Genomic DNA, 13,765 nt, shown 5'->3' with positions numbered 1-13,765 from the left:
GGTAAAATCTTACCAAATTACCCGTCTTAGTCTGTTTATACTGATTTTTCCACTCCGGTCTGGTATAATCGATCTAAAGGAGTTTTTCAATTTACAAAACACTCCTTTCCCATTACAAGGAGGCATATTGCCATGAAAGAAAAAACAGAAACCTTTAACCAGGGAAAAAGATATTTCTTTTATATTCTGATGTTCGCCATCCTTGGCTGGTTCATTTTTATGCAGATCTTTGGTGCGAATGAACGTTCTTCCGACACCTCAGCAGCCTCTGTGATCTATTCCGGTACCGTTACCTGGCAGAAACCGGATGGAACCACCCAGGAAATCTCCGTTCCGGGCACCTACAAGGTTCCCGTCGGTGACACGATGGTCCTCACCATCCAGCTTCCCGATGATCTTACAGATACCTGCTTTGCCATCCGTTCTTCCTTGCAGGATGTGGATTTTTATGTAGGGGACAACCTCAGGACCAGCTACTCCACGCATAAAACAAGGCTTGTGGGCAAAAACTCCGCCAGCCGTTATGTTTTCTGCCCGGTTTATGCTTCCGATGCCGGCAAAGAGCTCCGTATTGAACTGACCACCTACACCTCCAATTACACCGGAGTTGTCAATCCTGTTTACTGCGGAAACAAGGCAGATATCTGGATATATATTTTCAGCAGATACGGACTGGAAACCTACATTGCTTTTTTTATCCTGTTTGCCGGAATCGTCACGATCCTGTTCAGTTTCGCTCTGGGATTGGTCTATCATACACGATTTGACACGGAATATCTTGGATGGTGCATGGTTATGGGCGCCGTCTGGATGCTGGGTGAATCCAAGCTCCGTCAGTTCCTGGTCCCCAACGCTTCCGCTCTCGGATCTCTGTGCTTCGTTATGATCCTTTTGTGTCCGCTCCCGATCCTGTTTTTTGCGGACAGTCTCCAGAAAGGGCTGCATCACAGATTTTATGTCTGTCTTGGAAGCATCGCAATGATAAACTTTGCAGTCTGTACGATCCTCACTGCTGCAGGTATCGCAGATTATATCGAAACCATGCCTGTAAGTCACGGAATCCTGGCGATCACCGTTGCCACAATATTTGTACACCTTTTCCAATATATACGCACCGAAAAAAACAAGGCCGACCGGCTTTTGCTCATTGGTCTGCTGGCAGCGATCCTGTGTATTGCCGTTGAAACAACCTCCGTATACTTTGTCACATTGATGTCCGGACTGTTTGTGGGCGCCGGCATGCTGATCCTGCTCTTTGTCAATATTGTAAGAGCCATCAAAAATGTCCAGGATATAGAACTGAAACGCCAACAAAGCGAAATCCGCAAAAACCAGGAACAGAATGAAAAAATGTCTCTGCAGATGATACAGACCCTTTCCACCACCATTGAGGCAAAGGATGCGTACACCCGCGGTCATTCCTACCGGGTTGCACAATATGCAGCCCTGATCGCAGAGGAGCTGGGCTGGACACCGGAGGAGATCCTGAATCTGAAACGGGCTACTCACCTTCACGACATCGGAAAGATCGGTATCCCGGATCCGTTCCTGAACAAACCTGCACAGCTGACCGATGATGAATACAACCTTATAAAAAAACACACCGTCATCGGTGCCGAGATCCTAAAGGATATAACCCTGATCCCGCATGCGGCAGAAATCGCAAGAAGTCACCATGAGCGTTATGACGGAAAAGGCTATCCGGATGGGCTGGTCGGAACAGAAATCCCCATCCATGCCCGGATCGTGGCTGTTGCCGACTGCTACGATGCCATGAACTCCCGCCGAATCTACCGTAATGCGCTTCCACCGGAGGTTGTTTACGAAGAATTCCGCAAAAACCGTGGTACACAGTTCGATCCGGAGATCACAGACATTTTTCTGAAACTGTTAAAGGAAAAGCGGCTGCCTCAGTGGGATCCTTCCCAGGAAGAACCGGACACCTATAACCTTCCGGATATGCAGCTTACCGTCAGCAAATTCATCTCTGACATAATGGCCACCATAAAAAGTCAGGAAGACGCAAAAAGCTATGATTTCCTTACCGGTCTTCCCATGCGTAACCTGGGCGAACGTCTTACCGCGGAATTTATGCAGACACATGATGGATGTTTGGTATTCCTTGATATGGACAACCTGAAAAAGATCAACGACATCTATGGCCACAAAGCCGGCGACCGTGCACTGAAATGTCTTGGAAAGCTGCTTCAGAAACGGGCAGATCAGGGAATTTCCTGCAGACTTGGAGGCGATGAATTCCTGATGTTCCTTCCGGACACAGATCCTGATTCCCTGTCTCTGCAGATGGACGATCTGTTCCAGAAATTTCACACCATCACTACCGATGATCCGGAACTCCGATTTGCCACACTGTCCGCAGGCCTGTGTCTGTGCAGCACCGATGATTCCTTTGAGGACTGCTATTCCAAAGCAGATAAAGCTCTGTATTACGTAAAACAAAACGGCAAAAACCAGTTCTTTTTCTACCAGCAGATCGACCGTAGCACTCTTGCGGCATCCGGTTCCGGAAAGGATCTGGCGCTTGTGGCAGAGTCCCTTCAGAAAAGCGGCATCTATGTAGGTGCTCTTGATCTGAATTACCGGGATTTCGCACGACAGTATGAATACATGAGTCAGCTTGTCACACGCAGCCAGTGCAGATGTTATCTGGCGATGATCACCATCGAGACACTTGTGGATACAGTTCCTGATATCGAATCCATTGAGCAGGCTCTGGAGTATATGGAACAGGCCATCCGGCAGAATATCCGCCGTGTGGATATCTGTACACGCTACAGTTCCCTGCAGTATCTCATCATACTGTTTGAGCCTGACGAAACGCATATCCCGGACATCATAGAACGTATTTTTACCCAATATTACTGTCAGTGTGACAGCCATGATTTCCAGCCATTCTATGAATACCTGGAAATATCTCCACAGGAGTTATAAATACTCCCATGACATGATAAAGCCATAACAAAAAAGAGGTCGTACTTGACGGCCTCTTTTTTGTTAAAGTTTTGCAAAATATCATTAAGACGTGGCTCTGGAATTTTCCTGCATGAAACTTTTTCCGTATGTTCGATACAGATAAACCGCCATGAAAATAGTCACGGCTTCTGCCAGCGGCATCGTCATCCAGATGCCTGCAACCCCTATAAGCTTTGGCAGGATCAATATGAACACAGCCACCAGGATCAAAGAACGCATTGATGAGATCAATGCCGAAATAAAACCATTTCCCAGGGCAGTAAAATATCCGGAAAGAAATACATTTAAACCAATAACCAGGAAAACCGGACTAAACAGCTTCAGGCCATCCCATGTCAATGTAAATACATTTCCCTCCCCAACGAATAAATGGATGATCTGTTTTCCAAATACAAGTGATACCGTGAGGATCAATACTGAACTGATGGCAATCGTAATAAAACTATATCGTGTTATTTCTCTGATCTTGTCATGATTTTCAGAGCCGTAATTATAGCTTATGATCGGAGCCGCTGCAACGGCAATTCCCATATAAAAAGCGATGAAAAAATAGTAAATATACATAATGATCGTCACAGCCGCAACTCCATCTTCACCAAAATATTGCATGATAATAAGATTAAATAAAAATGTAGTGATCCCGGTAGACATCTCCGTCAGCATTTCACTGCTTCCATTGGTGCAGGATTTCAGAAGAACACTCATGTCGGTCTTCGGTCTGCAAAACCTTATATGGCTGTATTTCAGAAAATAGATAAAGCCGATCAACATGCTTACTGTAATGGAGAGAAATGTTCCCCATGCAGCTCCAAGCGTTCCCAGTCTGAATACAGCCACAAAAATATAGTCGAAAACAATATTAAAAGCCAGACCTGTCAGAGACATGATCATTCCGATGTACGATCTCCCATCCGTCCTCACAAGATATTCAAAAAATAGCTTGAATGACATCGAAACCGATCCTAAAAATATGACAAATGCGTATGGCACCACATGCTCCATCAGGCGCTCACTGCTTCCTAAAAAAATACAGATCGGTTTCAGAAAAAGGATTCCCACAGCTGTAAAAGCAACTGAAAGTACGAACAGCACGATCGTGATAAAAGTAAATATCTCATTTGCTTCCTGTTCTCTTTTTTGTCCCATCCGCTCTCCTATGATGGCACCTGATCCCGTTGCAAGCATGACAGATGTTCCGAAAATAACACAGGTGATCGGAATAACAATATTAATTCCTGCAAGCGCGTCAGAGCCTGCATACCGTGATACAAAAAATCCATCTATCGTTGTATAAAATGATAAAAAGATCATGGTCAGCACTGATGGAACCAGATATTTTAAAAATTGAGGATAAGACATTTTTGCCTCAAAGTATTTCATTTCTATAAAAACCTCCTGCTTAGTTACATAATCAGTCAAAATCTCTGGTAATGTTCGTAAGCCATTTATTTCTGAAATAGTGAATGAACACCACAGGCATTTTTTCGAACTCATCCAGGGTCATTATAAAATATACCCAGACAGGCGGCAGTTTTAAAACATATGCTGCAAGGAAGGTGAGAGGAACTGCAACAAGCCACATAAATATGGAATCTACGATCATTCCGAACCTGGAATCGCCACCTCCTCTGAAGCATCCGCATATAAGACAGGTATTGATACCCTCTCCTACAAGACGCCAGGTTGTCATGATTATAAAAATACCAAGATAATAAATGGCTGTCTCTGTCAGTTTATCCCGGTAGAAGTCCAGTATCATAGGGCGGACTGCCAGAATAATGGCACATCCGATGAGACTTACGATAATTGTTATTCTCAGCATACGTTTCCCATATTCTCTGGCTGTGTCCTTGTGATCTTTACCAAGCTCCTGGCTGATAATGATGGTAGTAGCATTGGCAAAACCGCGACAGGCGATGGCACCAATGTTTACCACCATAACAGCAACGGCATTTGCGGCAACCATATCATCGCCAATGTGGCCAAGGATCGCTGCGAACGCTGAACTGGCAAAGCTCCAGACAACATCATTTATCACAGCCGGAGAAGCAATTTTCATAAAGTCCCTGAACAGAATACCGGATTTCGCACAGAAATATTTTATCCGAAATCTGACATCGGAGCTGTTTAATGAATAGATGAGACAGATCAATACCTCTGCGATCCTGGCAATAACAGTACCAAGGGCAACACCGGTAACACCAAGCTTTGGAAGTCCAAACAGGCCAAAGATAAAGGTGGCATTACAAAATACATTGACGCAAAGCGATACAATGTATGTAACAGAAGGCAGCATTATTTTTCCGACACTTCGAAGGGCACTCATGAAAACCTGAGAGAAGCCCATAAACATAAAGGAAAATGAGACCACCTTCAAATACTCGCTGCCGGCAGCAATCGTATCCGGACTGTTTGTAAAAATCTTCATGATCGTAGTCGGCATGGAAAAGGAGATAACGAAAAATACAAGAGAAACGATCAGTGAGATCCGCTCCGCCAGGCCGAGAATCTTTTCTACTGTCTTTTTATCACCCTTTCCCCAGTACTGGGCACATAAAACCGAAGTACCTGTAGCCATGCCATAATACAAACAGAAAAGAATAAATGTGTACTGGTTGGCAAGAGATGAAGCTGACATGGCAGTCTGGCTTACATATCCCAGCATTACAGTATCCGCAACATTTACCAATGTTCCGATCAGATTTTGGATCATGATCGGAAATGCTAATTTTGATGCATATTTTAAAAAATCTTTTTTATTCAGCATCGGTCAGATCCTCCGTGAATTCCGATAAGATATTTACTTATAAAGAACAGTATATCATATACCCTACAAAACCGCGAGGTTTTTTCAGTACTCTTTCCAATATAATCCTCAATTGTATACTATATTTCACCCTCTGGTCATATTTCCATTGTACATAAAAAAAACAATATCACTTTAACGCAAAAAATCATTCTATTTTTTCACTTCTATGATATAATATTTTATTGCGAAACTAATAAAACGAGGTGAACCAGGTGAAGAAAAAAACAATTGTACCTCTTATCGTTTTTTTACTGGGCATATGCCTTGTTGGTTTAATTGTATACAAAATAGACTCACATGAAACTGAACAACAACACATAAAAGCACAATTAAATGCAACAACCTACGGCGAACGTATAAAAAATGAGATTACAAATGGAATTGCGATCACAGATACGCTAAAGCAGGTCCTGATCAGTGAAAACGGAAAGATCAGTCAGTTTGACACAATTGCGGAAAATATTATGTCTGACGTTATTGAAAGCATACAGCTTGCTCCGGATGGTAATGTAACAGATATTTATCCTTCTGAGGGAACGGAAGCGAGTAAGATCGATCTGCTCCAGGATAAAGATTGCAGCAAAATTTCCTGTTACGCAAGAGACAATCACGTGATCATTACACAAGGTCCTTTCGATTTAAAACGGGGCGGCTGTGGAATTGCTGTCCGCAATCCAGTCTACCTGAAAGATGAAAACAACCAGGAATATTTCTGGGGATTTACCATTGTTATCCTGCGTGTTCCTGACATTTTTTCAGATGCGATCAGTGCACTTTCGGATTTCGGATATGAATACAGGCTCTCAAAAACCGACGCTCCCTGGAGCGATACTTATAAAGTTGTTTATCAGTCAGACGACCAATTAACTCATACTGTTTCTTATGGTTTTACGATAGGGGAAGAGAACTGGACATTAGAAGTAGCTCCTGAAAGCGGATGGAGAGACCTTAGATTACTGGTAATCGTCGGCGGAATGTTTACTACTGTCGTTTTACTTTTCTCAGGTCTTACCCGGGTATGGTTAGTATCGAAAGAAAATAAAAACAAATTTCAAATACTGGCACACACAGATTCTCTCACCGATATTTACAACCGCTATGGATTTGATGAATTAGCCGAAAGAATGATCACTAAAAATCCAAAAACGCATTTTGTGGCCGCACTCCTTGATATTGATGACTTTAAGTTTATTAATGATATTTACGGACATGTCTATGGAGACAGGGCACTAAAGAGTCTTACAGATAGCATGAAGGCTTTTTTCCCAAAAAACACATTACTGGGAAGAAACGGTGGCGATGAGTTCTGCATTCTTCTGCCGGATCATACCTATAAAGAAGCGGGAGAACTGCTGTTGCAATTTACCAAGCTTCCAAAGACATTTTCATGCAAGGGAAAAGAATATCCGTTTTTTATTTCTCTCGGATATGCAGAATATCCAACCTTTGCATCCAGCCGTTCACAGCTTATGCGCTGTGCAGATGCAGCACTTTATGAAATAAAGCTTCACGGAAAAAACGGATGTATGGCTTACAGGGAGGGGCTCCGGTCAGGAGTCCGCAAACAGCTCGGATTTGCATTCAAGGATATCTCTGAACACCTTCCGGGTGCATTTATCATATACAGAGCGGACAAAGATGATGATGAACTCCTGTATGCAAACCATGAGTTCCTTCAAATGACCGGATATAAAAATATAGATGAACTCTTCAGCCTTACAAGGAAAAGCTTCCACAACCTGATCAGGGAAGATGAACAACAGCAGATAGAAACAAGCATCTGGAAACAGATCGATGCCGGCAATAACAATGACTATATCCACTTTCATCTTCGAAAAGCAGACGGCACTTACCTTTCTGTTCTTGATCACGGAAGGATTGTGGACAGCCAGCAATACGGAAGAGTATTTTATGTATTGTTTATGGACTGGGAAGCTATGCATGTTCATTACAGTGATAAATTTTCCGGCTAAGGTACAGACATCTCAGTCTGTATCTTAGCCGGCTGTTTTTTTTCCTGAACAATTCAACATCTTATAATATGTATTCCAGCTGCCTTTCTTTTGTCCGCATTCCCATTTTCTCATAAAATTTTTCTGCTGAAGTATTTCCTGCCCACACATTCAATGTCACTTCATAGCATCCCAGCTGCTTTGCTTCTTTTTTTACATATTCAAACAGACTTTCCCCAATATGCTGACCTCGTGTCTCCTGATCGACACACAGGTCATCTATAAAAAGAGATTTAAACGGTACCATATTGTTTGAAAAAGGCTGCTCCTTTAATTGACAAAATGCATACCCCACACAAACATCAGCCTCATCCGCTGCAACATATACTGGCTTTTCTTCATTTTTCAAAAGCTCTGTCAATTCGTCTGTCGTATATTTTGTTGTGCCCGAAATAAAAATATCAGGCCTTATATCTGCATGGATCTGCAGCACCTGTCCTAACAATTCCAGGATCCTCGGAATATCTTTTTCTTCTGCTTTTCTGATGAACATTTTTTTCCTCCTATTTTTCAATAACTGATTTCATAGATTCTTTATACATACACCATAATACCATCGTGTGAACGCTTATAACAATAGAATCACTTTAAGCAGTCTCACTTTCCTTTTGTATTATAATGAAAAAGTTTATCGTTTTCCGTAATGTATATCACATTTTTATTCCTGAATCCGTATCATTACAGACAGTCAGCTCAAAATGGTTTCTGTTTGTTTTTATAAGTCCTTCTTTTTGCAGCTTTGATATCTCCGAAGACATTGCCGCACGGTCAATGCAAAGATAATCTGCCAGCTGCTGCCGGTCAAAAGGAATATCAAAGGATAACGATGCCTGTCTGATAGATACCGACGACAGATAGGACAACAGCTTATCCCTTGTCGTTCGCTTGCCCACATGTGTGATCTTATCGTTGAGGATCAGGATCTTATTTGCCAGGACACCGACCAGGTTACGGATCAGCTTCTGATGATGCTCACATACTATTGGGCAGGAAACCAGAAGCCTTTGAACATTTAATAAAATAATCTCACAATCTTCGTCTGCTACCACACTGACATTCAGAACAGCTCCCGGACTTGCTGCATATGGTTCACCAAAAAAATCTCCCGCATGACATTTTGACAGAATATTCCGATGTCCCCACAGGTCTTCCTGAATAACAAGAACACAGCCTGCCACCACAAGTCCCATTACTTCGGTAGAGTCTCCGGCTCTGAAAATATAAGAATCCCGTTTTCTGGAGATCGTTGCTGCATTTACACAATGCAGTATGGATAATATCTCATTATCAGTAAGACCTTTAAAGAAAGGGCTCGTTCTTAGAATGGGTAAATATTTTTTCAAAATTAATCCTCCTGTTGGAAATCAAACATACACGTTGTAATTATTATACTATACTCCTAACAGAAACCAAGGATAAATACTACTAGTCGAGGATAAAATAATAAGAAAGATCCTTCGAAAAAATCACAGAATAAAAGGAGAATACAATAATGGATAAAAAAATGTTTTGTTTTCAGTGTGAACAGACTGTCGGGTGTACCGGCTGCACCGGAAATGCCGGTGTCTGTGGAAAAAAAGCAGATACAGCGAAATTACAGGATGAACTGACAGGTGCGTTGATCAGTCTGGCTAAAGCTGCCGACAGCACGGAAACTATTTCAAAAAGAACCGGACAGATCATAATCGAAGGACTGTTTACTACAGTTACAAATGTAAGTTTTGACAATGCAGCAATCGAAAACATGATACAAAAAGTCAGAGCTGAAAAAGAAAGACTGGCTCCTGACTGCAGAACAAAGGAATATGATCTTCAGCAGCTGTGGAATGCCAATGAAGATATCCGCTCCTTGAAATCTCTTATTCTCTTTGGTATCCGCGGAATGGCTGCCTATGCCTATCATGCAAATGTTCTGAATTATGAAGATGCCGAAGTGAATCAATTCTTCTGCGAGGCATTATCTAAGATCGGTTATGAAGAAAGCACAGAAGCACTGCTTTCCACAGTACTCAAAACAGGAGAGATCAATCTGAAGTGCATGGCACTTCTTGATAAGGCAAATACAGACACCTATGGAACACCAGAGCCAACTGATGTTACACTTACGGTAGAAAAAGGGCCTTTTATTGTCGTAACCGGACATGATCTGAAAGATCTGCAGCTTTTACTTGAACAGACTGAGGGAAAAGGAATCAATATCTATACACATGGTGAAATGCTCCCTGCCCATGCCTATCCATGCTTAAAGAAATACGCTCACCTGAAAGGCAATTTCGGAACTGCATGGCAGAATCAGCAGAAAGAATTTGACCATCTTCCGGCCCCGATCCTCTACACTACCAACTGTCTGATGCCTCCAAAAAGCAGCTACGCTGACAGAGTATTTACAACAGAAGTGGTTGCCTTCCCGGGAGCTGTCCATATTGACGAGAAGAAAGACTTCACACCACTTATTGAAAAAGCACTGGAGCTGGGCGGTTACAAAGAAGATCGTATGTTCTCCGGTATCAACGGCGGAAAAAAAGTGACAACCGGTTTTGGTCATGCAGCCATCCTGTCCCATGCAGGTACTGTAGTAGAGGCTGTAAAATCAGGTGCGATCCGCCATTTCTTCCTGGTTGCCGGCTGTGATGGTGCCAAGCCAGGTCGAAACTATTATACGGAATTTGTAAAGCAGACACCTTCTGACAGTATCGTTCTCACCCTGGCATGTGGAAAATTCCGTTTCAATGATCTCGATCTGGGAGAGATTGGTGGTCTTCCACGACTGATGGATATGGGTCAGTGTAATGATGCTTATGGTGCGATCCAGGTTGCTGTGGCACTTGCAGATGCATTTGGATGTTCTGTAAATGAGCTTCCACTTTCCTTCGTACTCTCCTGGTATGAACAGAAAGCAGTCTGTATCCTGTTAACCCTCCTGCATCTGGGTATCAAAAATATCCGTCTTGGTCCTTCTCTTCCGGCGTTCCTTTCTCCTAATATTCTGAACTTTCTGGTTGAAAATTATAGTATTACACCTATCACCACACCGGAAGAAGATATCAAAGCACTGATGAACCAGTAAAAGTAAATTTTTCAAAGCCTTTACAAAATCAACAAAGCCGATACAGGATTCCAAAAGTCCTGCATCGGCTTTATTTACAGGTCTAAAGACTCGGATCAGCCGACAACACTTTTAAACATGTGCAGCGATATTCTGATGGAGTTAAATGATAACGTTTTTTAAACAATCTGCAAAAATAATCAACGTTATGAAATCCGCTTTCATAAGCGATCGTTTTTACTTTTTTATTCGTATTTTTCAATAACCAGGAAGCTGCCTGAAGTCGATATCCTATCAGATAATTAACCGGTGTAGTATGTAAAAAACGGTGGAACAAATTAAGTGCAGTACTTTTGCTGATTCCTATATGCGAAGCAATTTCATCCAGAGACAAATTGCGATTATAGTTTTCATGTATATATTGCATGATCAACTGCACTCTTTTCTGTGCAACTTCATCCACTGTCTGTACATCTCCTTTATTAGATAACTTTACATTTTCATAAAAAGTCAGCCATAAATCCTGCAGCAATGCCAAAGTAGCAAGTTCTCTTATTTTCTCATTCCTCTGTATTTCCATTATTTTTATCATAGTTTGTATGATCTTTGTTTGCCATAGTTCATCAGGCTGAAAACGCTGGAAATATATATTCGATGAAATGATTGGCAAAATATATTTCTTATAGATCAGGCTGTTCTCCGGCGCAATAAATTCCGGCATACATACAAAGTTAGGAATGATACCACCTGATGATGCGTAAAAGCGGTGCAATATTTTAGAATTAATAAAAATTGCTTCTCCTTCTGACAATATAATCTGTTTTTCTCCTATTCCGCATGTAACTTGTCCGGACTCGACATATAAAAACTCAAATTCTCTGTGCCAGTGCCACTCAATACAATGAAAATCAAACAATTCCAGATTATCATAATAATACTGGAATGGATAATCACTGCTTCCATGCTGTTTAATTTCCATGAACTCCTCATCTGTAAGTATTTTATTATAATCCATCCCATATCACGTTCTTTCTTTTTTACGATATTATACAGTATTTCTACAATTTAATTCAATGTATATATATGATATTTGCTATATAATCAAGTAAAAAAAGAAAAGAGGTATTCTTATGATTTTTAAATGGATGAATGAAAGTGAGATCAACATTGAGGGCGACAAAATTGAAATAACCGCACCACCCAGAACAGACTTTTTTGTGGAAGTATTGATGAATGTGAAGATTGAACATAAAACTGTTAAAAACATTCGGAGAGGAAAATAAAAAATGAATGCTGTAAAAAAAACTAACTACCATAAGACAAAAATAGCCTGTTATATGGGATTTATCACACAGGCTATTGCGGCAAACTTCGCACCGCTTCTTTTTTTGAAATTTCACAGTGACTACCATATTTCTCTCGGTAACATTGCTCTGATATCCACTTTCTTCTTTTTCACACAGCTTCTGGTTGATCTGTTCTGTGCCAAATTCGTAGATCATATCGGATATCGTGTGTGCATTGTTGCATCAGAAATATTTGCTGCACTGGGTCTGCTTGGACTGGCATTTTTACCTGATTTTTTACCTGATCCTTTTATTGGAATTATATGTAGTGTTATTGTTTATGCCATCGGAAGCGGTTTAATAGAAGTACTTTGCAGTCCTATTATCGAGGCCTGTCCGTTTGAAAACAAAGAAGCAACTATGAGTCTGCTCCATTCGTTTTACTGTTGGGGAGCTGTTGGGACAATTTTGATTTCCAGCTTATTTTTCCTGATATTTGGAATAGACAGTTGGAAGTGGCTCGCCGTAATATGGGCAATCATTCCTGCAATTAATACTTATAACTTCATGACCTGTCCCATTGAATCTCTGGTTGACAATGGTTCTGGAATGGAAATTAAGGATCTGTTTTCCAAGCCATTTTTCTGGGTTGCAATATGTCTGATGATCTGTTCCGGAGCTTCTGAACTTGCAATGGCTCAATGGGCATCTGCTTATGCAGAATCAGCACTGGGATTATCAAAAGCTCTGGGAGATCTAACAGGTCCCTGCATGTTTGCAGTAACAATGGGAATCAGCCGTATAATTTTTGGTAAATATGGAGAACAGTTAGATTTAATGAAGTTTATGAGTGGTTCAGGCATATTATGCGTTGTCTGTTATCTGCTTACTGCTTTGTCATCCAACCCGATCATCGGACTGATCGGTTGTATTGCATGTGGATTTTCAGTTGGAATCATGTGGCCTGGAACCATCAGTATTTCCTCAAAAACTTTTCCAACAGGTGGAACGGCTATGTTCTCTCTTCTTGCCATGGCAGGAGATTTAGGTGGCAGCATTGGACCTGGAATTGTTGGTCGTATCACTCAGAATGCTGGAAATAATATTAAGATCGGCATGGGATTCGGACTTATTTTTCCAGTAATTCTATTGTTTATGTTATTCCTGCTGTATCGGAAGAAGATATCAAAGCACTGACTTATTGATTGTAATTATATTTTTTCACTCTGCAAACCCGGAAGCTGTATCATCACTTTGCTGCCAGATACTATAGACCTGATACAGCATTGAGCGGAACCTGAAGATTTCTGGTAAAATTGTCATGATTTCCGCATGCCAGCATCTTCATCTGTACCCGCATTGCAGAACTCAAATTTAATATCATCATGATCGCAGTACGTGCCACACGTTCTGTGCTGTATGCCAGGATATTACAAACTGTAATCCCCTTCTTCCGTGCTGCTATCAGTCGGCCATGATCTCCGAAGAGCCACATAGGATATTAAAAAGTTCGCAAACCAACCAGCTGGTACAGCAAGCCAGACAAATACAATGCCAAAACGCGGTGCACAGATCAAAGCAACAGACAGGCGGATCGCCAGGTTCACCATATTTGCAA

The 13,765-nt window shown here is 41.5% G+C and carries 10 protein-coding genes and 1 pseudogene; 5 read left to right on the top strand and 6 right to left on the bottom strand.

From position 1 onward, the window contains the following. The first annotated feature begins 132 nt into the window (after positions 1 to 132). Positions 133 to 2,952, top strand: a complete 2,820-nt coding sequence (locus tag ABCM67_RS15645) for an HD domain-containing phosphohydrolase (RefSeq protein ID WP_147602731.1) — start codon at positions 133 to 135, stop codon at positions 2,950 to 2,952. A gap of 84 nt (positions 2,953 to 3,036) precedes the next feature. On the opposite strand, the gene ABCM67_RS15640 is transcribed toward ABCM67_RS15645, so the two are convergent. Both ABCM67_RS15640 and ABCM67_RS15635 read right to left on the bottom strand, forming a co-directional pair. Further along, positions 3,037 to 4,374 carry an MATE family efflux transporter gene (locus ABCM67_RS15640; protein WP_342993013.1) on the bottom strand — a complete coding sequence of 446 codons (1,338 nt, stop codon included), beginning with the start codon at positions 4,372 to 4,374 and terminating at the stop codon, positions 3,037 to 3,039. A gap of 31 nt (positions 4,375 to 4,405) precedes the next feature. Next, complete coding sequence (locus ABCM67_RS15635; protein ID WP_015526443.1) at positions 4,406 to 5,761, bottom strand: MATE family efflux transporter; 1,356 nt, start codon at positions 5,759 to 5,761, stop codon at positions 4,406 to 4,408. Between the two features lie 254 nt (positions 5,762 to 6,015). Here ABCM67_RS15635 and ABCM67_RS15630 point away from each other — a divergent pair, with 254 nt between their 5' ends. Then, entirely contained in the window at positions 6,016 to 7,776 is a 1,761-nt protein-coding gene (locus tag ABCM67_RS15630; protein ID WP_114002493.1) for a diguanylate cyclase, read from the top strand. A gap of 61 nt (positions 7,777 to 7,837) precedes the next feature. Here the strand turns inward: ABCM67_RS15630 and ABCM67_RS15625 are convergent, their stop codons facing one another. Together ABCM67_RS15625 and ABCM67_RS15620 are read right to left on the bottom strand one after the other, a co-directional pair. Further along, the gene (locus ABCM67_RS15625) at positions 7,838 to 8,308 is read right to left on the bottom strand and encodes a GNAT family N-acetyltransferase (protein WP_147602733.1); all 471 of its coding nucleotides are present in this window, start codon (positions 8,306 to 8,308) and stop codon (positions 7,838 to 7,840) included. Between the two features lie 157 nt (positions 8,309 to 8,465). Beyond that, positions 8,466 to 9,158, bottom strand: coding sequence for a Crp/Fnr family transcriptional regulator (locus ABCM67_RS15620; protein WP_022427006.1), 693 nt, complete (start codon positions 9,156 to 9,158; stop codon positions 8,466 to 8,468). 149 nt (positions 9,159 to 9,307) lie between these two features. Here ABCM67_RS15620 and hcp point away from each other — a divergent pair, with 149 nt between their 5' ends. Beyond that, complete coding sequence (gene hcp / locus ABCM67_RS15615) at positions 9,308 to 10,882, top strand: hydroxylamine reductase (RefSeq protein WP_147602734.1); 1,575 nt, start codon at positions 9,308 to 9,310, stop codon at positions 10,880 to 10,882. A gap of 82 nt (positions 10,883 to 10,964) precedes the next feature. Here the strand turns inward: hcp and ABCM67_RS15610 are convergent, their stop codons facing one another. Next, entirely contained in the window at positions 10,965 to 11,840 is an 876-nt protein-coding gene (locus ABCM67_RS15610) for an AraC family transcriptional regulator (protein ID WP_242981823.1), read from the bottom strand. Between the two features lie 151 nt (positions 11,841 to 11,991). Here ABCM67_RS15610 and ABCM67_RS15605 point away from each other — a divergent pair, with 151 nt between their 5' ends. After that, the gene (locus ABCM67_RS15605) at positions 11,992 to 12,144 is read left to right on the top strand and encodes a hypothetical protein (RefSeq protein ID WP_015526448.1); all 153 of its coding nucleotides are present in this window, start codon (positions 11,992 to 11,994) and stop codon (positions 12,142 to 12,144) included. A 3-nt stretch (positions 12,145 to 12,147) separates the two neighbouring features. Continuing rightward, entirely contained in the window at positions 12,148 to 13,344 is a 1,197-nt protein-coding gene (locus ABCM67_RS15600; protein WP_021651233.1) for an MFS transporter, read from the top strand. Positions 13,345 to 13,577: 233 nt separating this feature from the next. On the opposite strand, the pseudogene ABCM67_RS15595 reads toward ABCM67_RS15600, so the two are convergent. Then, positions 13,578 to 13,765, bottom strand: a pseudogene (locus ABCM67_RS15595) (MATE family efflux transporter); the annotation flags it as partial.

Origin of the sequence: Blautia sp. 2227st1_G12_2227SCRN_220401, assembly GCF_039062885.1 — a bacterium.
GTDB classification, from domain to species: Bacteria; Bacillota; Clostridia; order Lachnospirales; family Lachnospiraceae; genus Blautia_A; species Blautia_A fusiformis.
Note: the sequence above shows the minus strand (reverse complement) of the source record. Positions and strands in the feature narration are given on the sequence as shown.